The sequence below is a fragment of the Psychrobacillus sp. NEAU-3TGS genome (genome assembly GCF_029955155.1).
Classification (GTDB): domain Bacteria; phylum Bacillota; class Bacilli; order Bacillales_A; family Planococcaceae; genus Psychrobacillus.
This window is the reverse complement of sequence record NZ_JAPNOZ010000012.1, coordinates 697,779-722,851: the sequence shown is the minus strand read 5'-3', so window position 1 is coordinate 722,851 and position 25,073 is coordinate 697,779. Positions and strand designations below refer to the sequence as shown.

Here is a 25,073-nt window from a genome sequence, read left to right as displayed (position 1 = left end):
TCCCCAAACATTGAATCTATAGACTAAAAGAAACGTTTCTTTTATAATTTCAATGGATGTAGTACAATTATGGGTAGTCAAAAAGACTTGGGAGGTTTCAACATGTCAATTGAATTGAAAAATGAATTCGGACAAATTGATATATCGCAAGATGCAGTTGCTCAAATTGCTGGTGGGGCTGCGATTGAGTGCTATGGGATCGTTGGTATGGCCTCAAAGCACCAAATAAGAGACGGACTAACAGATATATTGAGAAAAGAAAACTTCACAAAAGGTGTAGTTGTGAGACAAGAGAAAGAGAATCTACATATTGATATGTATATTATTGTAAGTTACGGAACGAAGATTTCTGAGATAGCTTATCAAATACAATCGAAAGTGAAATACACACTTAACAAATCTCTTGGAATGTCAGTGGAATCCGTAAATGTATATGTACAAGGAGTCCGCGTGGCAAACGTGTGAAATAAGGAGAGAACATAATGAAATTAATTAATGGAATTCAATTTGCGGATATGGTCAAGATGGGAGCGCATCATCTTTTTCAAAACGCTGATTATGTAGACGCACTAAATGTGTTTCCAGTACCGGACGGGGATACAGGTACAAATATGAATCTTTCCATGACTTCGGGTGCAAAAGAAACTGCTGCGCATACAGGAGAGCATGTTGGGAAAACGGCACAAGCCCTATCTAAAGGATTACTTATGGGGGCACGTGGTAATTCAGGTGTAATTTTATCGCAATTGTTTAGAGGTTTTGGAAAATCGGTGGAGAGTTATGACACTTTAAATGCCAAACAATTTGCACAAGCATTGAACTATGGGGTAGAAACTGCATATAAAGCAGTGATGAAGCCTGTCGAAGGTACTATCCTAACAGTGGCAAAAGATGCTGCTAAAAAAGCTGTTGAAGTAAGTGAAACAGAGGATGACATTCGTACGTTAATGGCAGAAGTTGTGGAAGAAGCGAAACAATCGTTAAACAGAACTCCTGATTTATTACCAGTGTTAAAAGAAGTAGGTGTAGTAGATAGTGGTGGGCAAGGGCTTGTTTTCGTCTATGAGGGCTTTTTGGCTAGCTTGAGAGGGGAAGCGCTTCCCGAAAAAACGGTTGCTAATTCGATGGACGATTTAGTAAGTGCAGAGCATCATAAAAGTGTGCAAGGATTTATGGATACGGCAGACATTGAATTTGGTTTCTGTACCGAATTTATGGTTCGTTTAGAAGAAGGTAAAAAAGCATTTGACGAGACACAGTTTCGTAATGATTTAAGTGCCTTCGGAGATTCTTTATTAGTTATTTCAGATGAAGAAGTAGCGAAAATCCATATTCACTCGGAAACACCAGGTGACGTATTAACATATGGTCAGCAATATGGTGATTTGATCAAAATTAAAATTGAAAATATGCGCGAGCAACACTCGGAAATCGTAGGCGATGATTTCGCTAAAGAAGCGCCTTCGAAAAAACAAGAGGTACATCCATACGCTGTAGTTACTGTTGCAATGGGAAGCGGCGTTTCGGATCTGCTTAAAAGCTTAGGGGCATCTGCTGTCATCGAAGGTGGGCAAACAATGAATCCTTCCACAGAAGATATCGTGAAAGCAATTGAAGCTGTTGGAGCAGAGCGCGTATTAATATTACCTAATAACAAAAATATCGTGATGGCTGCTGAACAGGCGGCAGAAGTGTTAGGAATCGAAGCTGCTGTTGTACCAACAAAAACAATCCCACAAGGAATGGCAGCTATCTTAGCATTCAATCCGCAGGCAACTGTAGAAGAAAATCAAAAAAATATGACAAACGCGTTTGCGCATGTCAAAACAGGACAAGTTACTTTTGCGGTTCGTGACACGTCAATTGATGGTGTGGAAATTAAAAAAGATGACTTCATGGCACTTGCAGAAGGGAAAATTATTTTATCAAACCCTTCTCGAGAAGAATCTGCAACAAGCTTAGCAAAAGCATTGATCGATGAAGATGCAGAAATCGTTACGATCATTTACGGGGAAGAAGTTTCAGAAGAAGAAGCAAATGCTTTTGCTACATTCATCGAGGAACAGTATGAAGATGTTGAAGTGGAAGTTTATAACGGTAAACAACCTCTTTATCCATATATTTTATCTGTCGAATAATACGATGCCACGGGAAAAAGAAGTTCCCGTGGTATTTTTATGCACGAGGAATTTAAAAATGTTAGAGCCCGTTAGATTGTTTTGGTAGCGTTCATTGGTTGAGTTGTATCTTTCAACACTGATAAGTTAGCGATTTCCATGAATTATTCCTATATGCTATATCAGATTAGTAAATGTTGGAACGTAATGTAGCGGTTGGAGGCACTGTTTGCGCTTGAAAGCGAATACCGGCGCGCTAAATCACAGCGTATGTTGTTTCATATTTTTTCAAGTAAGTACCAAGGAAAGAATCCAGAGAGGTTACTCTAGTTTAATCCTTTTGTTAATTTAGTATTTTAGGTGTAAAATAGAAGATAAATATAATAGTCAACTGGAGGTCTATGCATTGAAATTCAAATCCGTTTTTGACATAATTGGACCCGTTATGATTGGACCATCCTCTTCCCATACGGCAGGAGCAGCACGAATTGGTCGAGTGGCAAGGGATTTATTTGGAAAACAGCCTACATGGGCGAAAATACATTTATATGGATCTTTTGCAGAAACGTATAAAGGACATGGTACAGATGTGGCCATAATTGGCGGATTGCTCGATTATGATACATTTGATGAGCGCATTAAAACGGCTTTTGAAGATGCGGAAAAATTAGGGCTTACTTTTGAGTTTATACCGGAGACGGCAAATACAGAGCATCCAAATACCGCGCGCATTGTTATTGGCGATGGCCAGCAGGAAATGTCCATGGTTGGTATCTCTATTGGTGGTGGGAAAACTGAAATTACCGAGTTAAATGGATTTCCATTACGACTTTCTGGTAATTTAGCAGCCATTTTAGTAGTGCACGAAGACAGATCTGGTTGTATTGCAAATGTAGCTAATTGTTTAGCGAAGTACGATATAAATATTGGTCATATGGAAGTTTCTCGAAAAGAAAAAGGAAATATGGCGTTAATGGTTATAGAAGTGGATCAAACAGTGGATGAGCAAATACTTGAGGAAATTGGTAAACTACCGAATATTACACAAGTAACGAGAATAGCAGATTAAGGGGGATGTCAGATGGATGTGTTATTTCATAATGTTCGTGAGTTAGTAGATAGAGCGAATAGTGAGCAAAAGCTCATTTCAGAAATTATGATAGAACAAGAAATGTTAATCACAGGTCGTTCCCGTGAAGAAATTATGGCTCAAATGGATCGTAATTTGACTGTCATGGAAGAAGCGGTTGAAAAAGGATTGAAGGGTGTTCGCTCTACTTCCGGTTTAACTGGAGGAGACGCAGTACTTCTTCAAGCTTATATGAAAAAAGGGAACACTTTATCTGGGGAGTTAATGCTAGATGCTGTCAGTAAAGCGGTAGCTACAAATGAAGTAAATGCGGCGATGGGAACTATTTGCGCTACTCCAACTGCAGGTTCTGCGGGAGTTGTACCAGGTACTTTATTTGCCGTGAAAAATAAATTAAATCCGACAAGAGAGCAAATGATTCGTTATTTGTTTAATGCGGGAGCATTCGGGTTTGTTGTTGCGAACAATGCTTCGATTTCTGGAGCAGCTGGTGGCTGTCAAGCAGAAGTAGGGTCAGCGGCGGGAATGGCAGCGGCAGCAATTGTAGAAATGGCTGGTGGAACACCGGAACAAAGCTCTACTGCATTTGCGATCACGTTAAAAAATATGCTTGGTTTAGTTTGCGATCCTGTAGCGGGATTAGTAGAAGTTCCTTGTGTGAAGCGAAATGCAATGGGTGCTTCGAATTCATTGGTGGCAGCTGATATGGCGCTAGCTGGTGTCACTAGTCGTATTCCTTGTGATGAAGTAATTGACGCAATGTATAAAATTGGACAAACAATGCCAACTGCTTTAAAGGAAACAGCTCAAGGCGGTTTAGCGGCAACTCCTACTGGAAAATGGTTAGAGGCGAAAATTTTCGGCGGAGCAGTTGTCACTAGTGGTAACTAAAAAAGATGAGTTAGTAACTTCCTTAAAAGGAGTGGGAAGTGGATCTGCTAACGCATTGCGAGAACTCGGTATTGAGACTTTAGAAGATTTAGTGATGACTTTTCCTTACCGACACGAGGATTTTCGATTAAAAAATATAGCAGAAACACCACATAATGAGCGTGTTACTGTAGAAGGAAGGGTCGAAAGTGAGCCTTCCTTACTTTTTTAGGGCAGAAAAAATCTAGAATGCAAGTTCGTTTATTGGCGGGACAGCATCTGATTAAAGCAGTATTTTTCAATCAAGCATATTTAAAAAATAAAATAATTCCAGGATCCATCGTTACCGTAACTGGTAAATGGGATCGAGGTAGACAGGTTATTAATGTGTCTACTTTTTCAGCAGGTCCTAAAACAGATCAACAAGACTTTGAACCGGTTTATTCGTTAAAAGGTTTAATAAGCCAAAAGGTCTTCCGTAAATTTATGCGTCAAGCGTTAGATGAAGTGAATGGTCATTTAATAGACCCTTTACCAGAATCGATAAAGGGTCCTTATCGACTGCCGGATATATCGGAAGCATTGGAAGGGATACATTTCCCTCAAAATGTAGAGCATTCGAAAAATGCACGAAGACGCTTTGTGTATGAAGAATTGCTCATTTTTCAGTTGAAAATGCAAGCAATAAAAAAAGCTCGCAAAGAACAAAATGTAGGAAATAGTATAGCATTCGATAATGAAAAACTGAAAAAGTTAATAGAAACATTGCCGTATGAACTAACAAACGCACAAAAAAGAGTCGTAAATGAGATTTGCCGTGATTTGAAAGAACCACATCGGATGAATCGATTACTTCAGGGAGATGTAGGTTCCGGGAAAACGATTGTGGCGGCGATTTGTTTGTATGCAACAATTACAGCTGGGTATCAAGGTGCACTGATGGCGCCTACAGAGATTTTGGCTGAACAACATGCCAGCTCTTTAGATGAGTGGCTAGCACCAATTGGTGTCAAAATTGCTTTGCTTACAGGTTCGACCAAAACGAAAGCTCGTCGAACGGTACTTGAAAACTTAGAAGCAGGAAACATCGATTTATTGATCGGAACACATGCTTTAATACAGCCAGATGTGGTATTTAAACAGCTTGGCTTAGTAATTACGGATGAACAGCATCGTTTTGGTGTCGAGCAAAGAAGAGTATTAAAAGAAAAAGGCGAAAATCCAGATGTATTGTTTATGACGGCAACTCCTATTCCAAGAACTTTAGCCATTACTGCTTTTGGAGAAATGGATGTCTCTATTATCGATGAAATGCCCGCTGGCCGTAAAAAAATAGATACATATTGGATGAAGCAAGAGCAACTTCACAAATTGATCGTTCGCTTAAAAGCGGAATTGGCAAAAGGAAGACAAGCCTATATTATTTGTCCGCTTATCGAGGAATCGGAAAAGTTAGATGTTCAAAATGCAGTGGATGTATATAATATGATGGCAGCAGAACTGGGCACTGATTATTCAGTTGGCCTCATGCATGGTCGCTTGCACCCGGATGAGAAAGATGAAGTGATGCGTAGCTTCTCAGATGGAGAAGTGAAAGTACTCGTTTCTACCACAGTTGTGGAAGTTGGGGTGAATGTGCCCAATGCGACATTTATGATTATTTTTGATGCGGAGCGTTTTGGCCTTGCACAGCTTCATCAGCTCAGAGGTCGTGTAGGCCGTGGGGAGCATCAATCGTATTGTATATTACTAGCTGATCCGAAATCAGAAGAAGGAAAAGAGCGCATGATGTCCATGACCGAAACAAATGATGGATTTGTTTTAGCAGAAAAAGATTTAGAACTAAGAGGACCTGGAGACTTTTTCGGTCGAAAGCAAAGCGGTTTGCCCGAATTTAAAATGGCAGATCTTGTGCATGATTATCGAGCGCTTAATACGGCAAAGGTGGATGCTGAGAAGCTTTTAAGCTCGGATGAATTTTGGGAGTCCGAGGAAATGGAAGCTCTCCGAACCCTTCTTATCCATTCAAAAGCGCTAGATGGAGAACGTATCGATTAAAAAGAATGCGAGATGGATGTGAATCTATTCTTGCATTCTTTTTTTAATATTTATATACTGATATTAGTACCAAGTGCTAAAATGGTGGTGATTGGATGAAATACACTAAAAGAGACAGACAGCAACTACTTCTAGAGACATTAGAGAAAAATCCATTTATCACAGATGAACAATTGGCTTCGACCTTTAACGTAAGCGTTCAAACGATTCGTCTTGATCGAATGGAGTTATCTATCCCTGAATTACGTGAACGAATAAAATCAGTAGCGGCACATAATTTTGGAGAAGAAGTTAAGTCACTTCCGCTAAATGAGGTAATTGGAGAAATTATCGATATCGATTTAGATAAACAAGCTATCTCTATATTGGATATTACCCAAGACCATGTATTTGCAAGAAATGGCATTGCAAGGGGGCATCACTTGTTTGCACAAGCAAATTCCTTAGCTGTAGCTGTTATAAATGATGAATTAGCACTTACTCGAAAATCTACGATTACGTTTGTGAAACCTGTTAAAGCAGGAGATAGAGTAATTGCAAAAGCAGTCGTTCTATCTAGCGATACAGAAAAAAATAGCACGTTAATCGAAGTGACTAGTAAAGTAGAAAATGATACCGTTTTTATCGGTCAATTTAGTATGTACCGAGTAACAAAGTCTTAAATAAAGGTGATGACAAATGAAAATTTCCATTGATGCAATGGGGGGAGATAATGCCCCACGTGAAATTGTAAAAGGTGTATATGAAGCGCTACAAGCTTTTGATGATATTGAAATCCAATTGTATGGAAATGAACAACAGTTAAATCCCCTCCTTAAAGTACATGACCGATTAAAAGTAATCCATACCGAGGAAGTGATTGAAGGTACGGATGAACCTGTACGTGCCATTCGAAGAAAGAAAAATTCTTCCTTAGTCAAAATGGCTGAATCTGTGAAAAACGGTGAATCAGATGCTTGTGTGTCAGCTGGGAACACAGGTGCATTAATGGCTGCTGGTTTGTTTGTTGTTGGACGTATTGATCAAGTAGATCGTCCGGCGCTTGCCCCTACTTTGCCGACGCTCGATGGAAAAGGATTTGTTATGCTGGATTTAGGAGCAAATTCAGATGCGAAGCCGGAGCACTTAGAGCAATTCGCGGTTATGGGGAGCGTCTACGCGGAAAAAGTACGCGGCATTGCAAACCCTCGTGTAGGACTATTAAATATCGGTACAGAAGATATAAAAGGAAACGATCTAACAAAAGCTGCATTCGAATTATTGGAAAATGCACCGATTAACTTTATCGGCAATGTGGAGTCTCGGGATTTGTTAAATGGCGTTGCGGATGTAGTCGTAACAGATGGTTTTACAGGTAATATGGTGTTAAAAACAATTGAAGGTACAGCATCAAGCATTTTTACTCTGCTGAAAGAAGCGTTTAATACTTCTACCAAAACAAAACTCTCTGCTTTACTAGTAAAAGACCAGCTTCGTGGATTGAAAAACAAGCTAGACTATACGGAGTATGGTGGTGCGGGATTATTTGGTTTAAAAGCGCCTGTTATTAAAGCGCATGGTTCTTCCAATGCGAACGCTATTTTCCATGCAATCCGCCAAGCAAGAACGATGGTGGAGTACGACGTGTGTGGAATTATTCATAGTACATTAAGAAAGGAATTATCCAATGACTAAAATTGCATTTATTTTTCCAGGACAAGGCTCACAATCTGTTGGGATGGGTCAGCAACTGATTGAAAGTAACGAAGATAGTAAAAAATATTATGAGCAAGCGGATGAAGTATTAGGATTTTCTTTATCGAACATTATGCTAGAAGGTCCAGCGGAGGAATTAACGAAAACTTATAATGCACAACCTGCTCTACTGACAACTAGTACGATGGTGGCGAAAAAGTTGTTTGACGCAGGTATTTCTCCAGATTATACAGCTGGGCACAGTCTAGGAGAGTATTCCGCACTTGTAGCTTCAGGTGTACTGAGCTTTGAAGATGCTGTTTTATTGGTTCATAAAAGAGGACTTTTTATGAATGAAGCAGTACCTGCTGGAGAAGGGGCAATGGCTGCTATTTTAGGGCTAGACAAAGACTCGTTAATCGACGTAACGAAAGAAGTATCCGCAAATGGCGAAACTGTACAAGTAGCCAACCTAAATTGCCCAGGGCAAATCGTTATTTCTGGAACTGCTACTGGAGTGGAAGAAGCTTCTGCTAAAGCAAAAGAAGCTGGTGCGAAAAGAGCAATCCCATTAGTAGTAAGTGGGCCATTCCATTCTGAGTTAATGCGACCAGCAGCAGCTAAATTAGATGATGCCATCTCTTCGCTTGACTTAAAAGAAGCGGAAATTCCAGTTATTTCGAATGTAACCGCACTTCCGGTGACTGAAAGCGCGACTATTAAAAACCTATTAGTGGAGCAGCTTTATTCACCTGTACGATGGGAAGAATCCATCGGAAAAATGATCGAGCTTGGTGTCACTACATTTATCGAATGTGGTCCAGGAAAAGTATTAAGTGGATTAGTGAAAAAAATCGATCGTTCTGTTACGACGTATTGTGTACATGATGAAGAATCATTGCAGCAAGTAATGGACTTGTTAGGAGAGAATGTAAATGGGTAAATTAGACGGAAAATCAGCAATCGTTACAGGAGCATCTCGCGGGATTGGAAAAGATATTGCGCTATACCTAGCAAAAGAAGGTGCAAAAGTTGCGGTTAACTATAGCGGAAGCAAAGAAAAAGCAGAAGCGGTAGTAGAAGAAATCAAAGCACTTGGTGGTGAAGCATTTGCGATTCAAGCAAATGTAGATCAATCAGAAGATATTAAAGAATTGGTGAGTGCTACAATTGAACAATTCGGTTCGATTGATATTCTAGTAAATAATGCAGGTATTACACGCGATAATCTACTAATGCGTATGAAAGAGCAAGAATGGGACGATGTACTTAATACGAACTTAAAAGGCGTATTTTTATGCACGAAAGCTGTCACAAGACAAATGATGAAGCAACGTGCTGGCCGTATTATTAATATTACGTCCATTGTTGGTGTAACAGGTAATCCAGGGCAAGCGAATTATGTAGCGGCTAAAGCCGGTGTAATTGGATTAACAAAACGTCGGCATTAGAGCTAGCAAGTCGTAATATAACAGTGAACTCTGTAGCGCCAGGATTTATCACAACAGATATGACGGATGCACTTCCGGAAGAAGTGAAAGCTCAAATGCTGAGTCAAATCCCGCTTGCTAAGTTTGGTAACACTGAAGATGTTGCAAAAGCAGTTGCTTTTTTAGCTTCCGATGATGCAAACTATATAACTGGACAAACGCTTCATGTAAACGGTGGAATGTTCATGTAATCTCCTCTTTCATTAGACGAGAGAATTTTGTATAATCATTGAGGGGGGGTGACTAATGTGTCAACAGTATTAGAACGCGTAACAAAAGTAATCGTGGATCGTCTAGGTGTAGACGAAAGCGAAGTGAAACTAGAAGCATCTTTCCGTGATGATCTAGGTGCTGACTCCCTAGATGTAGTTGAATTAGTAATGGAACTGGAAGATGAGTTCGATATGGAAATTTCAGATGAAGATGCTGAAAACATTTCAACTGTAGGTAGTGCAGTTAGCTATATTGAAAGTAAACAAAGCTAATGACAAATAGCGAAAAGAGACGTTCTATTATTCCGGGTGAATAAGTAGGACGTCTCTATTTCTTTTTGCACAATGCTTTATAAACAGGTAAACTTAAAAGCATACGTGAAAAAGTGAAAAAAGTGAGGAAGGCAGATTATTCATGAAAGTAAATCGCAAAAATAATCAAATCAGAAAAGCAGTATTCTCTGAAAATGTAAAAGAAAAGTTTGAACAGTTTCAACAGCATTTTCAAATTCAATTTAATAATCCAGCACTATTGTATCAAGCCTTTACCCATTCATCCTATGTGAATGAGCATCGACGGAAATTTTTTGCCGATAATGAACGCTTAGAATTTCTTGGTGACGCCGTATTAGAATTATCTGTTTCCCAATATTTGTTTCAACAATATACAATGATGAGTGAAGGGGAGTTAACAAAGCTCCGTGCGGCAATCGTTTGTGAGCCTTCACTTGTATTATTTGCTAATGAGTTAAACTTTGGTAAATATGTATTGCTTGGAAAAGGAGAGGAACTAACAGGCGGACGAGAAAGACCGGCGTTACTTGCAGACGTGTTTGAGGCGTTTGTTGGCGCATTATATTTGGATCAGGGGTTAGATGAAGTCGTCTCCTTCTTACAAAAAATTGTTTTTCCGAAAATAGAACTCGGTGCTTTTTCGCATGTGATGGATTACAAAAGTCAGTTACAAGAGGTTGTTCAACAGCATAATAATGGAACACTTAGCTATGAAATTGTTGAGGAAAAAGGTCCGGCGCATAATCGTACGTTCGTTTCGCGTGTTTTACTAAACGCAAAAGAATTAGGTATTGGTAAAGGTCGTTCCAAAAAAGAAGCAGAGCAACAAGCAGCAAGACTAGCAATACTTGCAATAAAGGATCAAGAACAGGGGGAATAATCATTGTTCCTTAAGAGATTAGAAATTATTGGTTTTAAGTCATTTGCAGACCGAATTGGTATAGATTTTGTACCGGGAGTTACAGCGGTTGTAGGTCCAAATGGTAGTGGAAAAAGTAATGTGACCGATGCAATACGTTGGGTACTAGGGGAACAATCTGCTAAATCATTACGTGGTGCGAAAATGGAAGATGTTATTTTTGCAGGAAGTGATTCTAGAAAAGCCCTAAACTTTGCAGAAGTTACATTGATACTAGATAACTCGGACAATTTAGTTCCGCTTGATTTTGCAGAAATTAGCGTAACTAGAAGGGTTTTTAGATCCGGCGATAGCGAATATTTATTGAACAAACAATCATGCAGGTTGAAGGATATTACCGATTTGTTTATGGATTCTGGTCTTGGAAAAGAAGCTTTTTCCATTATTTCGCAGGGGCGGGTCGATGAGATTTTAAATAGCCGTCCGGAAGATAGAAGAACTATTTTTGAGGAAACTGCTGGAGTACTAAAATACAAGCAACGTAAAAAGAAAGCGGAATTTAAACTGATCGAAACAGATGATAATTTAAATCGTGTACTAGATATATTACATGAATTAGATGGTCGAATGGAGCCTTTACAAATTCAGTCTTCTCTTGCATCTGACTATTTACGAATGTCCGAGGAGTTAAAAGGTATTGAGATTGCTGTAATTGCACATGATTTACGATTATATGTTCAAGAAAATGCTACATTACATAGTAAATTACAAGCGATGGAAGAAACAAAACAATCACTTTTAGAACAAATTCATAAGATGGAAACTTCCATCCAAAAAGATCGAAAAACAATGTCCCAAATAGACGAAAAGCTAGATGCTGAACAAAGTGAACTAGTAGAGACAAGCTCTGAACTAGAACGTTTAGAAGGTCGTAAGCTTTTACTCGCAGAAAAGCAGCATAATGCAAGTCAGCAAATTTCTCAGCTAAGAAAGGCATTAGAAGAGGAACAAGAAAAGCTTGTTTCTTTTGAGCGCCAATTAAAAGAAAATAATGCTTCTAAATCAGAAAAACAACTTCTGTTAAAAGAGCTTCGTGCTAAAAAGCATCAAATTGATCTTGTATTAAGTAAATCTGCCTCGGAAGTAGAAGATGAAATAGAAGAATTGAAAAGCACGTATATTGATCTATTGAACGAAGAAGCAACGATGAAAAATGAAATGAAGCATATGGAGCAGCAATTGCATTTTGAACATGTTTCTTCTGAAAAAATGATTGAAGACTATCGCGACATAAAAGAAGAGTTAGAGAAGCTTACTGCCCGTAAACAGGAATTAGACAAATTACTAGCAACCTGTCAAAAAGAATTAGAACAAAAACTAAATGACTTTGGGCAGAAGAGAAAAGCATCAGAACAACTAGAGACGACATTTGAAGAGCAGCAAACCATGCTTCAAAAAGCGTATCAAATGAAGCATCAAATGCAGGCAAGAAAAGACTCGCTAGAGGAGCTAGAATCTGAGTTCTCCGGATTTTTCCAAGGAGTAAAAGAAGTATTAAAGGCTAGAGACAAAAAGGAATTACAAGGAATTCACGGAGCTGTAGCAGAGCTGATCCAAATACCACATGAATACATGAATGCAATCGATACGGCTATTGGCCAACAATCTCAGCATATTATTACAGATACGAGCCAAGATGCACGAATGGCGATTGAATGGCTGAAAAAGAAAAGGGTTGGTAGAGCAACATTTTTACCACTCCAAGTGATGAAGTCTCGTAAATTAAACGAGCATACTTTAGCTTCGATTAGTGGACACCCATCATTTGTCAATACAGCAGACAAGCTTGTAAACTATAAGGATGGCTATCAAATTATTGTGGAAAATTTACTTGGCAATATTATCATTGCAAAAGATTTAAAAGGCGCAAATGAAATGGCGTCTCGTTTGCAGTATAAGTATCGATTTGTCACTTTAGATGGGGATGTAGTCAACGCAGGTGGTTCACTGACCGGTGGTTCGGTTAAACAGCAATCATCGCTGTTTACACGTAAAGCAGAGTTGGATCAATTAAATGACAAGCTTGTTGAACTAGAGAAATCTGTTTATCAGGCAGAAAAAGCCGTTTCTTCAAGGAAACAAGAAGTTCAGCAGCTAAGAATTGAGTTAGAGGAAACTCGACTTGCAGGCGAAACCTTGCGGGGAGAGGAGCATCGACTGCTTTCCGAAACGAGAGAATGTGCCGCAATCATTTCTAGAATTACACATCAATTACTAGAATATGATGAGGAAAAAACGGAAAAAAATCATTTACAAGAGAACCTAGTTCGTAAAAAAGAACAAACTGCAATTAGAAATGCGGAGATTAAGGAATCATTAGCTACTATTTCTCAAACAATCGACCAATTACAATTGTTGAAACAACAATCGATTGAAGAAAAAGATAAGTTTCAAAATGAACTTGGAGAGCTACTATCTCATATCGCTGTCGTAAACGAACAAGTTTCCCAGCAAGAAAAAGAAAAAGCGCAGCTGGAAAGCTTCATTTTAACGAGTACCCAAAAAGTAGAGTCATTACAAAAAGAAATTGCATGGTATGAAAATGATGAACAAGGTGGTACTTCTGCAGAAGAGCTTGTTTTACTGATCGGGCAATTGAAAGAGAAAAAGGATCAGTTGGTCGAACAAATTCAGTCTGGCAAAACAAATAGGCTAGACCTTGTGCATCAAATAAGTAAACTCGAGCATACCTTGAAATCTGTACAAAACGAAGCAAATCTTCATGCAAACGTAGAACGAGAACTGGAGATTAAGCTAAGTAAGTTAGAAGTAGAGATGCATACTTTACAAAATCATCTAGAAGATACGTATGAAATGACTTTAGAAGAGGCTGAACGCGATTTTCCGTTTGATCTTGAAGAAGATTTGGCTCGCAAAAAAGTGAAGCTATTAAAACTTTCTATTGAAGAGCTTGGCCCGATTAATTTAGGCTCTATTCAAGAATTCGAACAGGTCAGTGAACGTCATGCATTTTTGACTGAACAAAGGGAAGACTTGCTCTCTGCTCAAGAAACATTGCATGAAGTGATAAAAGAGATGGACGAAGAAATGACGATTCGTTTTGAAACTACCTTCCAGGAAATACAGAAACATTTTAAAGTAGTATTCCGTGAATTATTCGGCGGTGGGCAGGCTGACCTTATCCTTACTGATCCAACTTCATTACTGGATACTGGTATTGATATTATCGCTCAGCCTCCAGGCAAGAAATTGCAAAACCTTTCCTTGTTGTCAGGTGGGGAGCGGGCACTTACAGCGATTGCTTTGTTGTTTGCTATTCTCCATACAAGACCAGTACCATTCTGTATTTTGGATGAGGTCGAAGCGGCGCTAGATGAAGCAAATGTCACTCGTTATAGTGAATACTTGAAAAAATTCAGTCATGATACACAGTTTATCGTGATTACCCATCGAAAAGGAACGATGGAAGGCGCGGATGTTTTGTATGGTATTACGATGCAAGAATCCGGAATTTCTAAATTAGTTTCTGTTAAACTAGAAGAACAATTAGTGACGTAAAGGAGTTTATACGGATGAGTTTTTTTAAAAAGCTAAAGGATAAAATGCTTGGTACAACGGAAGAAGTCCAAGAAACGGTTACGATAACGAACAAGTTTAAAGAAGGTTTGGCTAAAACGAGAAACCAGTTTACTTCTAAAGTAAATGACCTTGTTGCAAAGTATCGCAAAGTAGATGAAGAGTTTTTCGAGGAATTAGAAGAAATTTTACTGCAAGCGGACGTTGGTTTTGAAACTGTAGACGAGCTAATGGAAGCATTACGCTTTGAAGTACAGCGTAAAAATATAAAAGACACAGCGGGAATTCAGTCAGTTATTTCCGAAAAGCTAGTAGAAATTTATGAAGCTGGCGAAGAGAATATAACAGAACTCCAATTGGAAAACGAGGGATTATCTGTTATTTTATTCGTCGGAGTTAATGGTGTAGGAAAAACTACTACAATTGGAAAACTTGCACATCGTCTAAAAGGAGAAGGAAAAAAAGTGATGCTTGCTGCCGGAGATACATTCCGTGCAGGAGCTATTGACCAACTTCAAGTTTGGGGAGACCGAGTAGGCGTAGAAGTGATTAAACAAGCTGAAGGCTCTGACCCAGCTGCAGTTATGTACGACGCTATTAGAGCAGCAAAAAATAGAAATGCAGATGTGTTGATATGTGATACTGCTGGTCGACTGCAAAACAAAGTTAACTTAATGAATGAATTAGAGAAAATTCATCGCGTTATTTCTCGGGAAATACCGAACGCTCCGCATGAGGTATTACTTGCTTTAGACGCTACGACAGGACAAAATGCATTAGTGCAAGCGCAAACTTTTAAAGAAGCTACAAATGTTACGGGTATCGTATTAACTAAGTTAGATGGTACTGCAAAAGGTGGTATTGTGTTAGCTATTCGTTCGAAGTTGCATATACCGGTTAAATTCGTTGGGCTTGGCGAGCAAATGGATGACTTACAACCGTTTGATGCGGAGAAATATGTATATGGACTTTTTGCAGAAGGTCTAGAGCATGAAAGTGAAAATGAATCAGACAAGTAATTTTACTTGACAGATGCATCGGCAGTTACTAAACTAGAGAATGACAATTGAATAGGAGAGATGGAAATGATTGAAAAAACAACTCGTATGAATTTTTTATTCGATTTCTATCAAGCTCTATTAACCGATAAACAAAGAAGCTATATGCAGCTTTATTATTTAGATGATTTATCACTTGGAGAAATAGCAGAAGAATATGATATTTCGAGACAAGCAGTTTATGATAATATTCGGCGAACAGAGGCAATGCTAGAAGAATATGAAGAGAAGCTTAATCTGTTTACGAAATTTGAAAAACGACAAGAAACGATTGATGAGCTATTGCTAGTAGTAAAAGATCAATCATCTGAAGAAACACTGATTCAACTCATTAATCAATTAAAAGAATGGGATTAGGAGGCGGCGTGCATGGCATTTGAAGGATTAGCTGAGCGACTCCAAGGGACGCTTCAGAAAATCAAAGGTAAAGGAAAAATTTCTGAAGCAGATGTAAAAGAAATGATGAAAGATGTAAGACGTGCGTTAATTGAAGCGGATGTTAACTTGAAAGTCGTGAAAGAATTCGTCAAAAATGTATCCGAACGAGCAGTTGGTCAAGAAGTGATGAAAAGTTTAACTCCTGGCCAGCATGTCATTAAAATCGTTAAAGATGAATTAACGGAGTTAATGGGTGGGGAGCAAAGTCAGATTTCTTTTGCAACGAGACCTCCGACTGTCATTATGATGGTTGGGCTTCAAGGTGCAGGTAAAACGACTACTACCGGGAAGTTAGCAAACGTATTGCGCAAAAAATACAACAAAAAGCCTTTACTTGTTGCCGCAGATATTTATCGCCCTGCGGCAATAAAACAGCTAGAAACGCTCGGAAAGCAGTTATCTTTACCGGTCTTTGCATTAGGGACAGATGTTTCACCTGTTGAAATTGTCAAACAGGCACTTGAACATGCAAAAGAAGAGCATCATGATGTTGTAATGATCGATACAGCAGGTCGACTTCATATTGACGAAACACTTATGCAGGAGCTAAAAGACATTCGTGCCATTAAAGAACCAGACGAAATCTTCTTGGTTGTCGATGCGATGACGGGGCAAGATGCGGTCAATGTTGCGAATAATTTTAACGAAACTCTAGGTATCACAGGTGTTCTCTTAACGAAACTAGACGGGGACACTCGTGGTGGGGCGGCTTTATCTATTCGTTCTGTAACGCAAAAGCCTATTAAATTTGTCGGGATGGGCGAAAAGATGGATGCTTTAGAAGCTTTCCACCCAGAGCGTATGGCTTCTCGTATTTTAGGTATGGGAGATATGATGTCTCTAATCGAAAAAGCACAAGCAAATGTAGACGAAGAAAAAGCGAAGGAATTAGAAGAAAAATTCCGTACACAGTCTTTTACATTTGATGACTTTTTGGAGCAACTTAGCCAAGTTAAACAAATGGGACCATTGGATGAAATTTTGAAGATGCTTCCAGGGGCAGGTAAGATTAAAGGGTTGGAAAATGCAAAAGTCGATGAAAAGCAAATGGATCGTGTAGAAGCCATTATTTACTCGATGACTGCAAAAGAAAAAACAACCCCTGAAATTATCAACGGTCCAAGAAAAAAACGAATTGCCAAAGGATCTGGAACATCGATTCAAGACGTAAACAGATTATTGAAGCAATTTGAAGACATGAAAAAATGATGAAACAAATGACGAACATGCAACAAAAAGGAAAGAAAAAGATGAGAATGCCTGGTTTAGACTCACTTTTTAAGTGAAATTTCTAGAAAAAATAAGGTGTTAAGAAAAAACACTTTACAAACAAATAAAAGCTTGATAATATACTATCTTGTGTGAAACTATTCGGAGGTGCAATAAAAATGGCAGTTAAAATTCGTTTAAAACGTATGGGAGCAAAAAAATCTCCTTTCTATCGTATTGTAGTAGCAGACTCTCGCTCACCACGTGATGGTCGTCAAATTGAAACAGTAGGTACTTACAACCCACTTACAAAACCAGCTGAAGTTAAAATTAACGAAGAATTAGCGTTAAAATGGCTTCAAGACGGTGCGAAACCATCTGATACAGTACGTAACTTGTTCTCAGAACAAGGAATTATGGAAAAATTCCATAACGCAAAAATCGGCAAATAATCGGAGGGGACAATGTGAAGCAGCTGATCGAAACAATCGTTAAACCATTAGTTGATTATCCTGATAAAGTTCAAGTTGAAGAAGAGGAAAATGTAAACCGTATAGTTTATAAACTTTCTGTTCATCCTGAAGATATGGGGAAAGTAATTGGCAAACAAGGGCGAGTAGCAAAAGCCATTCGCACTATTGTTTACTCAGCAGCAGGCAGTCACCAAAAGAAAAAAACATATGTCGACATTCAAGATTAAGGGAGAACACTTTGTTCTTCCTTTTTTGATAGATCCAGCTCTAGCGCCTTGCCCCTCGGGGTCAAATGTGAAAAAGCTGTGGTGGCTGAGGAGCTGTCTCCTTGGCCCGCACGATGCGGGTTATGTCTGCTTTGCCACACGATGTGGCGGACTTTGCAGACCTACCCCATCCCCATTTGCCTGTCGGGGCAGACATAGGCACTTGCGCTTTTATGATAGGAGGTAATGATAGATGGAATGGTTTAATGTTGGTAAAATTGTCAACACGCATGGTATTTGGGGAGAAGTTCGTGTTATTTCAACTACTGACTTTGCAGATGAACGTTATGAAGTAGGAAGCGAGCTTGGACTTTATAAAGCGGATAGATCTAAACCGATTATCGTCAAAGTGGCTAGTCATCGTAAGCACAAAAACTTTGATTTATTGACATTTGAAGGATATACATTATTAAAAGATGTAGAAGCTTTTAGAGATGCTGTATTGAAAGTATCGGAGAAGTATCTTTCGGATTTAGAAGAGAATGAATTTTATTACCATGAGATTATTGGCTGCTCGGTTGAATCATTGGAAGGTGAGGCAATCGGAACAGTTACAGAAATCATTCAAACCGGTGCTAATGACGTTTGGGCAGTTCAACCCGTAAAAGGGAAAACCCATTATATTCCGTATATCGAGGATGTTGTGAAATCGGTCGATATTGCAAATAAGAAAATTACGATTGACGTGTTGGATGGTTTATTATCATGATGAACATTCATATTCTTTCGCTTTTTCCGGAAATGTTTACGGGGGTTTTTAATTCCTCTATTTTGAAAAAAGCGCAGGAAAAAGAAGAAGTTGCGATAAATGTAGTTAATTTTCGAGAGTTTGCTGGGAATAAACATCACCAAGTAGATGATTATCCATACGGTGGAGGAGCCGGGATGGTGTTGAAGCCAGAACCCATTTTTAATGCAGTAGAGTCGCTTGTTCAGCATTCGGAGCATAAACGTCGTATTATTCTTCTTTGCCCTCAAGGCGAGCGATTTACGCAGAAAAAAGCAGAAGAACTTGCAAAAGAAGAGGAACTTATCTTCATTTGTGGTCATTACGAAGGCTATGATGAGCGCATACGAGAGCATTTAGTGACAGATGAGATTTCCATTGGAGACTTTGTGCTTACCGGTGGAGAGCTGGCTGCAATGACTGTGGTGGATAGTGTTGTAAGACTATTACCAAATGTACTTGGAAAAGCTGCCTCACATGAACAAGATTCTTTTTCGACTGGACTATTAGAGCATCCGCATTATACTCGTCCGGTAGAATATCGCGGCTATAAAGTGCCGGATGTTTTATTGTCAGGTAATCATGCGGCCATTGATAAATGGAGAAGAGAACAGTCGCTGAAACGAACGGTGGAAAGACGACCTGATTTGTTAGACCAGGTTGAATTAAGTGATAAAGAAAAACAATTAATTAATGAATTAAAAAGCAAATTATAATTGCATGTAACAACTAGTTATGATATATTCTATTATGTACTTTTATGTGAAGTACTGATTTTGGGTGTTCCGCTGCAACAGTTAATGTGTGTAAGAGCATTCTAGAGAAGGAGAGAAAATGATGCAAAACATTATTGCAGAAATCACTAAAGAACAATTACGTACAGATCTTCCAACTTTCCGTCCTGGTGACACAGTTCGTGTACACGTTAAGGTAGTAGAGGGAACTCGTGAACGTATTCAAATGTACGAAGGTGTTGTAATTAAACGTCGTGGAGGCGGAATCAGCGAAACTTTCACAGTTCGTAAAATTTCTTCTGGCGTTGGTGTTGAACGTACATTCCCTGTACACACACCAAAAATTGCAAACTTAGAAGTTGTTCGTCGTGGTAAAGTTCGTCGTGCTAAATTGTACTACTTACGTGAACTACGCGGTAAAGCAGCTCGTATTAAAGAACGTCGCTAATAGTAAAAGTAAATGTTGTAGTGAAGGTGATGCCACTTTTGCTACAACATTTTTGCTTTTTAAAAGAAATGATGTCATTCTTTTTGCTTGAAACTAATTTTCCTTGTACAATATAGAGAGTGAATAAAGGAGGCAAATTGATGGAACAAGTAAAAAAAGAAAAGAATGAATTATGGGAATGGTCGAAAGCTCTTTTGATAGCTTTTGGACTCGCAGCAATAATTCGTTTCTTTTTATTTACACCAATTGTGGTAGACGGAGAATCGATGATGCCTACTTTAAAAAATGGCGATCGTATGGTTGTTAACAAAATTGGATATATGGTTGGCGGACCAGATCGTTACGATATAGTAGTATTTCATGCACCAGAACAAAAGAATTATATTAAACGAGTTATTGGTTTACCAGGTGATCATGTAGAATTTAAAAATGATCAATTATTTATCAATGGAAAAGAATTACCAGAACCATATTTAGAGGAATATAAAAGCGAACTTACTGAAGGAACGTTAACTGGTGACTTCACTTTGGAAGATATTACACAAGAAAATAAAATCCCCGAAGGATACATATTCGTAATGGGAGATAATCGTTTGTATAGTAAGGATAGCCGACATATTGGTCTCGTTAAGACAGACGAGGTAATCGGAAGTACAAATTTTGTATTTTGGCCTATGGATGATATTGGTTTTGTGAAGTAAAGAAGGTGGTACAAAAATGACGATTCAATGGTTTCCTGGTCATATGGCCAAGGCGAGAAGAGAAGTAACGGAAAACTTAAAACTAGTGGATATCATTTTTGAATTAATAGATGCACGTTTACCGTTGTCTTCAAGAAATCCGATGATTGATGAAGTAGTTCATCAAAAAACAAGATTGCTTATCCTTAACAAAATGGACATGGCAGATGAAGCGCAAACAAAAAAATGGATAGCTTATTTTGAGTCAAAAGGGCACCCTGCTGTCGCGATAAACTCTTTAGAGGGAAAAGGACTCCAAACAGTTTTCAAAGCCGCTAAAGAGCTTTTAAAGCCGAAATGGGATCGTATGAAAGAGCGTGGCATTAAACCTCGGGCAATTAGAGCGATGATTGTCGGAATTCCGAACGTAGGGAAATCGACACTTATTAACCGATTTGCTAAGAAAAATATTGCTAGAACAGGTAATACACCAGGCGTAACGAAAAAACAACAATGGATCAAAGTGGAAAGAGAAATTGAATTACTCGATACACCAGGTATTCTTTGGCCTAAGTTTGAGGATCAAGAAGTTGGATATAAGCTAGCGCTCACAGGTGCCATAAAAGATGCGGTCATCAACATGGAAGATCTAGCTGTTTACGGACTTCGTTTCCTACAGGAGCATTATCCAAAGCGTATGGAAGAACGATATCAGCTATCAGAGGTTAGCGAAGATTTAGTCGAAACGTTCGACCACATAGGAAAACTGCGGAGATGTTACGCAGGTGGCGGAGAAATAGATTACGATCAAGTAGCAGAGTTAATTGTTCGTGATGTTCGCAGTCTCCATCTTGGTCGATTGACTTTCGATTTTGTAGAAGAATATTAATGTGAAAATATGCCCTTCTTGCCATATGGTAAAAAGGGTTTTCTTGTTTTTGGGGACGAAATAAAATTTATGATATAAGCACAGTTTAGGGAAACTGTGCGGTAAGGCTTCATTGGGTGTCCGTCGTGATTTTCGCTACAGGGTGGACGATTTCCGCGGGCACGGCTTCAATCTCCTCGTCGCTCCGAAAACAAATGCTCCTGCGGTTACTCGTCGCAAAGACATTGGTCAAACAAAGTTCGACCAATGTCTTTCCTGCGGGGCTTTCAGCTCGTGCTTTTCCCGCTGGAGTCGCCACCCTTTCGCTACAATCCAGTAGAGTTTGCTATTTACTCCATAATGAGACACTAAATTTAGTACTATGTTGCATTTTCTATGGGTGAAAACCTTTGATTAATGGAATAAGATATACTATCTAGCCATTTTTATCAATTATTGGGAGCTGCCATTGCTTGAATGGCTAATAGAAACCTTTCCTATAATTTATACTGTACATATAATGATTCTAAAGTAAGAAACTGCTTGACAGTTGTAAATAAATTAAATAGCTTTTTGCCTTTGATTATGGATTAGTCAGCAAGTTCTCTTGATTGAAGCGCAAGGCGGCGACACCTGCGGGATCAGCGGGACAGGTGAGACCCCGCAGGAGTGTGCGACGAGGAGGCTCACCGCCCGCCCCGCGGTAAGCGTCCGCCTGGAGCGGAAATCAATTGCCTTTGCCGTATCTCTTTACGACGCAGTTTCCTTACAATGTGATAAATAGAAAAAATGAAAATAGATTAGCACCTTTTAATTAAACGATAAACTAACCGATACATAATAGTAAGCAAGAGAAAGTAGATGTGAAAATGTTAAGTTTGAAAGAGATAAAAGAGAAATTAGAGCATGTAACCGGTTCAGAGACTTGGTTTACGGAGCTAGAAAGTGATACTAGAGTAGGTGCACAGAAATTAATTAGTAGCTGGAAAAGAAAGCAGCAAAAGTTACTGTTAGAAAAACAAGCGCATGAAGAAAAGATATTATTTGATCGTAGTTTTTGCGTAAACGAACATGATTTAGTAGCTGGAGTAGACGAAGCAGGTAGAGGACCATTAGCGGGACCTGTAGTTACAGCGGCGGTAATATTAAATACACAGGCTGAAGAATTGATCGGCTTAAACGATTCCAAGCAACTTTCCAGAGCAAAACGCAATGAACTAGCAAATATTATAAAAAACAATGCGATTAGTTATTTTATTCATTTTCAATCGGTTGATAAAATTGATGAATTAAATATTTACGAGGCAACAAAACAGTCGATGACGGAGTCGGTCCTCCATTTACATAAACGTCCCTCTGTAGTGCTTGTTGACGCTATGAAGCTACCAATTGATATAGAGACACACTCCATTATAAAGGGAGATGCACAAAGTTTAGCAATTGCAGCGGCATCGATACTTGCTAAGACTGCCAGAGACGAGTATATGGATCAGCTACATGAAAAGTTTCCGCTTTATTTGTTTAACAAACATGCAGGATATGGGACGAAAGAACATGTGGAGATGATTGAACAATACGGGCCCACTGAGCATCATCGAAAAACGTTTGAACCGATCAAGTCCATTTTAAAAATGAGGTGAATATATGACATCTCCATCTTTTTCAACTATTGGAGCACAGTCAACCCAAGCCGTTACAGCTGGTAAACAAATGCCGATGAAAGAAGGGCAAGTTGTACACGGAGTGATAAAAAAACTATATCCCAATCAAACGGCAGAGGTACAAATAGGCAATCAAAAAATCATTGCAAAGCTAGAAACACCTTTAAAAGCAGGAGATGCCCATTTTTTTCAAGTATCGAAAGCATCTCCAGAAGTACAGCTAAAAGTAGTGACGGGTCCATTAACTGGAGGTAATACTTTAGCCCAACAAGCAACCCAGTTAATGCAGGCAATGAATTTAACGAAAACGAATGAGATGCAAGCGGTAACTCAATTTTTCTTGAAAGAGCAGTTACCTATCTCCAAAGAAATATTAATACAAGCGGAGCAGCTATTAAAGCAACTGCCCCCAGGGACGTCGATAAAGGCAGCACTAGAAGGTATTCAAAAAATGACAGAGTTAAAGCTGCCTATCACCCCAAGCATGTTAGAGGCTGTTTTAAGTGGGAAATCCACGAGTGGGTTGCAGTCCTCTATCGAAAGCTTTAAACTCTCCTTACAACAAGATACGAATATTTCACAGGTTGCAAAAACGGATATGCAGCAAAGCTTGCAGAAAATCGCAGAGCCTTTTCGCATGCCAGTAGCAGGTGCGATTATCGGAAAGCAATTAGAGATACTTCAAGATCAGCAAACAAGTAATTCGATGAGATTACCGATTTTACAAGCGTTAAAAGAAGCGGGAATTTTACCAGCAGTTGCTTCTTTATCGAATCCAACACCTTTACTTAGCCAGCCTTCTTTATCAAATTCAGCGGGTCAATGGATGACTCAATTAGTAGAGACGACTCCAACTGAAAAAGGGGTAGTTATGGAGCAGCTCCGTAATTGGATAACTGCACAGCCATTATTGACGGCGGGGCAAAAAGAACAAGTATTATCTCTGATGAAAGATAATAGCGAAGCTCAACCAATCCAAAATGCGCTTGTCAAAGTATTTGCGGAACAAAGCGGTCAGGCGATTTTTCGAGAAGATACAAATGGTTTAACTGCAAAAGACCATTTAGTTACACTGCTCAGCAAACGACAAACGATGGAAACAGTTAATCAAATTTTACAACAAGTAAATACGCTGATAAAAAGTAACTCAAATAGTTTTAGCTCGCAATGGATAATGGAGTCTGAGCAAGCCGTATTAAACCAATTGGATGGAAAAGCTTTTGAGCATGCGATGAAAGAAGTGTTAAAATCAATTGGGTTTAGCTATGAAGCAAAACTAGGAACTAACAGCGAAGAAATAAGAAATATAGCGCATCAGTTAAAACCTCAATTAGTCGAATTGCTGCAAAATCACACAATCACTGCGTCCTTAAAAGAGAGCGCGGAAATGTTACTAGGCCGAATGAACGGTTTGCAAATTTTGTCGGGAGAAAATGGCCCTCAGCATCAACTGCTCATGCAAGTCCCATTAGAATTTTTGGGGAAGAAAATGGATGCAACGCTCGAGTGGAATGGTCGAATGAAAGAAGATGGCAAAATAGATTCCGATTTTGCGAGGATTATGTTTTATTTAAAATTGGAAACATTGGATGAGACGGTAGTAGATATGCAAGTACAAAATAGGATTGTCACAATTAACGTGTTTAACAGCGATGCACAGTTACAGAAGCTTGCCGATGTATTTAAAACCTCTTTAAAAGACGGGCTCTCATCCGTTGGATACACATTATCTGGTGTATTTATGAAAACTTTCGAAGAACAACAACTTGCATCAAAGCTCCAGTCAAAAGTGGCTTCGAAACAATCGCAAGGAGTTGATATACGAATATGACAGAAGATAAACAAATCCGAAAAGAAGCAATTGCATTAAATTATAAACCTAGTGTAGTAGATGTTCCGACAGTAGTGGCAAAAGGGAAAGGAAAAATTGCGGAAAATATATTAGCGAAAGCAAAAGAGCATAATGTCCCTATCCAGCAAGATGCTAGTTTAGTAGAACTTCTTGGTCAGCTGGATATCAATCAATCCATTCCGGAAGAGTTATATCAAGCGGTTGCAGAGGTATTCGCTTTTATATATAAGGTGGATCAGGAAAAAGGGAGCAATAATCTACTACTCTAATTTTTCGACTTAAAATCTGAATTTTTGATAATTTTATAAATGCTAGACTTTTGTGGACAAGTTGTGTCGGTTTTAATACAATGAATAAGGTAGTAAATTACTTGACACAAGTTTGATTGGAGGATGCAA

At 38.9% G+C, this 25,073-nt stretch carries 22 protein-coding genes and 3 pseudogenes; all 25 read left to right on the top strand.

Annotated elements, in window-relative coordinates; genetic code table 11:
• Positions 1–102 precede the first annotated feature (102 nt).
• The 25 genes and pseudogenes from OR571_RS19975 (at position 103) to OR571_RS19855 (ending at position 24,944) form a co-directional block, all read left to right on the top strand.
• Positions 103–465, top strand: a complete 363-nt coding sequence (locus OR571_RS19975) for an Asp23/Gls24 family envelope stress response protein (RefSeq protein ID WP_142537725.1) — start codon at positions 103–105, stop codon at positions 463–465.
• A 17-nt stretch (positions 466–482) separates the two neighbouring features.
• Entirely contained in the window at positions 483–2,138 is a 1,656-nt protein-coding gene (locus OR571_RS19970) for a DAK2 domain-containing protein (protein WP_282245446.1), read from the top strand.
• Between the two features lie 385 nt (positions 2,139–2,523).
• A complete protein-coding gene (sdaAB, locus tag OR571_RS19965) occupies positions 2,524–3,186 on the top strand; it encodes an L-serine ammonia-lyase, iron-sulfur-dependent subunit beta (protein ID WP_282245445.1) in 663 nt (220 codons plus the stop codon).
• Between the two features lie 12 nt (positions 3,187–3,198).
• Complete coding sequence (gene sdaAA, locus OR571_RS19960; protein WP_282245444.1) at positions 3,199–4,098, top strand: L-serine ammonia-lyase, iron-sulfur-dependent, subunit alpha; 900 nt, start codon at positions 3,199–3,201, stop codon at positions 4,096–4,098.
• Positions 4,088–6,135, top strand: a pseudogene (gene recG, locus OR571_RS19955) (ATP-dependent DNA helicase RecG). The gene sdaAA and the pseudogene recG overlap by 11 nt, the downstream one beginning before the upstream one ends.
• 95 nt (positions 6,136–6,230) lie before the next feature.
• On the top strand, positions 6,231–6,797 hold the full coding sequence (fapR, locus tag OR571_RS19950) for a transcription factor FapR (RefSeq protein WP_282245443.1): 567 nt from the start codon (positions 6,231–6,233) through the stop codon (positions 6,795–6,797).
• A gap of 16 nt (positions 6,798–6,813) precedes the next feature.
• Positions 6,814–7,809: a phosphate acyltransferase PlsX gene (gene plsX / locus OR571_RS19945; protein ID WP_282245442.1), complete on the top strand. Its 996-nt coding sequence runs from the start codon at positions 6,814–6,816 to the stop codon at positions 7,807–7,809.
• Positions 7,802–8,752 carry an ACP S-malonyltransferase gene (fabD, locus tag OR571_RS19940; protein ID WP_282245440.1) on the top strand — a complete coding sequence of 317 codons (951 nt, stop codon included), beginning with the start codon at positions 7,802–7,804 and terminating at the stop codon, positions 8,750–8,752. Before plsX ends, fabD begins: the two co-directional genes overlap by 8 nt.
• A pseudogene (gene fabG / locus OR571_RS19935) lies at positions 8,745–9,490 on the top strand (3-oxoacyl-[acyl-carrier-protein] reductase). The gene fabD and the pseudogene fabG overlap by 8 nt, the downstream one beginning before the upstream one ends.
• A 57-nt stretch (positions 9,491–9,547) precedes the next feature.
• A complete protein-coding gene (acpP, locus tag OR571_RS19930) occupies positions 9,548–9,784 on the top strand; it encodes an acyl carrier protein (RefSeq protein WP_142537734.1) in 237 nt (78 codons plus the stop codon).
• Positions 9,785–9,926: 142 nt separating this feature from the next.
• Positions 9,927–10,685, top strand: coding sequence for a ribonuclease III (gene rnc / locus OR571_RS19925; RefSeq protein ID WP_142537735.1), 759 nt, complete (start codon positions 9,927–9,929; stop codon positions 10,683–10,685).
• A 3-nt stretch (positions 10,686–10,688) separates the two neighbouring features.
• Complete coding sequence (gene smc / locus OR571_RS19920; protein ID WP_282245438.1) at positions 10,689–14,243, top strand: chromosome segregation protein SMC; 3,555 nt, start codon at positions 10,689–10,691, stop codon at positions 14,241–14,243.
• A gap of 14 nt (positions 14,244–14,257) precedes the next feature.
• On the top strand, positions 14,258–15,280 hold the full coding sequence (gene ftsY, locus OR571_RS19915) for a signal recognition particle-docking protein FtsY (protein WP_282245437.1): 1,023 nt from the start codon (positions 14,258–14,260) through the stop codon (positions 15,278–15,280).
• 66 nt (positions 15,281–15,346) lie between these two features.
• Entirely contained in the window at positions 15,347–15,676 is a 330-nt protein-coding gene (locus OR571_RS19910; RefSeq protein WP_229677260.1) for a putative DNA-binding protein, read from the top strand.
• 12 nt (positions 15,677–15,688) lie between these two features.
• Positions 15,689–17,043, top strand: a pseudogene (gene ffh / locus OR571_RS19905) (signal recognition particle protein).
• A gap of 102 nt (positions 17,044–17,145) precedes the next feature.
• Entirely contained in the window at positions 17,146–17,418 is a 273-nt protein-coding gene (gene rpsP / locus OR571_RS19900) for a 30S ribosomal protein S16 (RefSeq protein ID WP_142537740.1), read from the top strand.
• 14 nt (positions 17,419–17,432) lie between these two features.
• Entirely contained in the window at positions 17,433–17,666 is a 234-nt protein-coding gene (locus OR571_RS19895) for a KH domain-containing protein (RefSeq protein WP_282245432.1), read from the top strand.
• A 232-nt stretch (positions 17,667–17,898) separates the two neighbouring features.
• Positions 17,899–18,414: a ribosome maturation factor RimM gene (rimM, locus tag OR571_RS19890; RefSeq protein ID WP_282245430.1), complete on the top strand. Its 516-nt coding sequence runs from the start codon at positions 17,899–17,901 to the stop codon at positions 18,412–18,414.
• Positions 18,414–19,148, top strand: a complete 735-nt coding sequence (gene trmD, locus OR571_RS19885) for a tRNA (guanosine(37)-N1)-methyltransferase TrmD (RefSeq protein WP_282246309.1) — start codon at positions 18,414–18,416, stop codon at positions 19,146–19,148. Before rimM ends, trmD begins: the two co-directional genes overlap by 1 nt.
• A gap of 121 nt (positions 19,149–19,269) precedes the next feature.
• Entirely contained in the window at positions 19,270–19,614 is a 345-nt protein-coding gene (gene rplS, locus OR571_RS19880) for a 50S ribosomal protein L19 (RefSeq protein WP_142537742.1), read from the top strand.
• A gap of 140 nt (positions 19,615–19,754) precedes the next feature.
• Positions 19,755–20,315 carry a signal peptidase I gene (gene lepB, locus OR571_RS19875; protein WP_282245427.1) on the top strand — a complete coding sequence of 187 codons (561 nt, stop codon included), beginning with the start codon at positions 19,755–19,757 and terminating at the stop codon, positions 20,313–20,315.
• 16 nt (positions 20,316–20,331) lie between these two features.
• Complete coding sequence (ylqF, locus tag OR571_RS19870; RefSeq protein WP_282245425.1) at positions 20,332–21,183, top strand: ribosome biogenesis GTPase YlqF; 852 nt, start codon at positions 20,332–20,334, stop codon at positions 21,181–21,183.
• An 848-nt stretch (positions 21,184–22,031) separates the two neighbouring features.
• Entirely contained in the window at positions 22,032–22,802 is a 771-nt protein-coding gene (locus OR571_RS19865; RefSeq protein ID WP_282246307.1) for a ribonuclease HII, read from the top strand.
• A gap of 4 nt (positions 22,803–22,806) precedes the next feature.
• On the top strand, positions 22,807–24,654 hold the full coding sequence (locus OR571_RS19860) for a hypothetical protein (RefSeq protein ID WP_282245423.1): 1,848 nt from the start codon (positions 22,807–22,809) through the stop codon (positions 24,652–24,654).
• On the top strand, positions 24,651–24,944 hold the full coding sequence (locus OR571_RS19855; RefSeq protein ID WP_282245421.1) for an EscU/YscU/HrcU family type III secretion system export apparatus switch protein: 294 nt from the start codon (positions 24,651–24,653) through the stop codon (positions 24,942–24,944). Before OR571_RS19860 ends, OR571_RS19855 begins: the two co-directional genes overlap by 4 nt.
• Positions 24,945–25,073: the final 129 nt, after the last annotated feature.

Excerpts from the sequence above, each read along its gene's own strand:
- ftsY (WP_282245437.1), top strand. The coding sequence starts at position 14,258 with ATGAGTTTTTTTAAAAAGCTAAAGGATAAAATGCTTGGTACAACGGAA.
- lepB (WP_282245427.1), top strand. The coding sequence starts at position 19,755 with ATGGAACAAGTAAAAAAAGAAAAGAATGAATTATGGGAATGGTCGAAA.
- trmD (WP_282246309.1), top strand. The coding sequence starts at position 18,414 with ATGAACATTCATATTCTTTCGCTTTTTCCGGAAATGTTTACGGGGGTT.
- rimM (WP_282245430.1), top strand. The coding sequence starts at position 17,899 with ATGGAATGGTTTAATGTTGGTAAAATTGTCAACACGCATGGTATTTGG.
- plsX (WP_282245442.1), top strand. The coding sequence starts at position 6,814 with ATGAAAATTTCCATTGATGCAATGGGGGGAGATAATGCCCCACGTGAA.
- rplS (WP_142537742.1), top strand. The coding sequence starts at position 19,270 with ATGCAAAACATTATTGCAGAAATCACTAAAGAACAATTACGTACAGAT.
- fabD (WP_282245440.1), top strand. The coding sequence starts at position 7,802 with ATGACTAAAATTGCATTTATTTTTCCAGGACAAGGCTCACAATCTGTT.
- OR571_RS19975 (WP_142537725.1), top strand. The coding sequence starts at position 103 with ATGTCAATTGAATTGAAAAATGAATTCGGACAAATTGATATATCGCAA.
- OR571_RS19970 (WP_282245446.1), top strand. The coding sequence starts at position 483 with ATGAAATTAATTAATGGAATTCAATTTGCGGATATGGTCAAGATGGGA.
- OR571_RS19860 (WP_282245423.1), top strand. The coding sequence starts at position 22,807 with ATGACATCTCCATCTTTTTCAACTATTGGAGCACAGTCAACCCAAGCC.
- rpsP (WP_142537740.1), top strand. The coding sequence starts at position 17,146 with ATGGCAGTTAAAATTCGTTTAAAACGTATGGGAGCAAAAAAATCTCCT.
- OR571_RS19865 (WP_282246307.1), top strand. The coding sequence starts at position 22,032 with ATGTTAAGTTTGAAAGAGATAAAAGAGAAATTAGAGCATGTAACCGGT.
- OR571_RS19910 (WP_229677260.1), top strand. The coding sequence starts at position 15,347 with ATGATTGAAAAAACAACTCGTATGAATTTTTTATTCGATTTCTATCAA.
- OR571_RS19855 (WP_282245421.1), top strand. The coding sequence starts at position 24,651 with ATGACAGAAGATAAACAAATCCGAAAAGAAGCAATTGCATTAAATTAT.
- sdaAA (WP_282245444.1), top strand. The coding sequence starts at position 3,199 with ATGGATGTGTTATTTCATAATGTTCGTGAGTTAGTAGATAGAGCGAAT.
- rnc (WP_142537735.1), top strand. The coding sequence starts at position 9,927 with ATGAAAGTAAATCGCAAAAATAATCAAATCAGAAAAGCAGTATTCTCT.
- fapR (WP_282245443.1), top strand. The coding sequence starts at position 6,231 with ATGAAATACACTAAAAGAGACAGACAGCAACTACTTCTAGAGACATTA.
- ylqF (WP_282245425.1), top strand. The coding sequence starts at position 20,332 with ATGACGATTCAATGGTTTCCTGGTCATATGGCCAAGGCGAGAAGAGAA.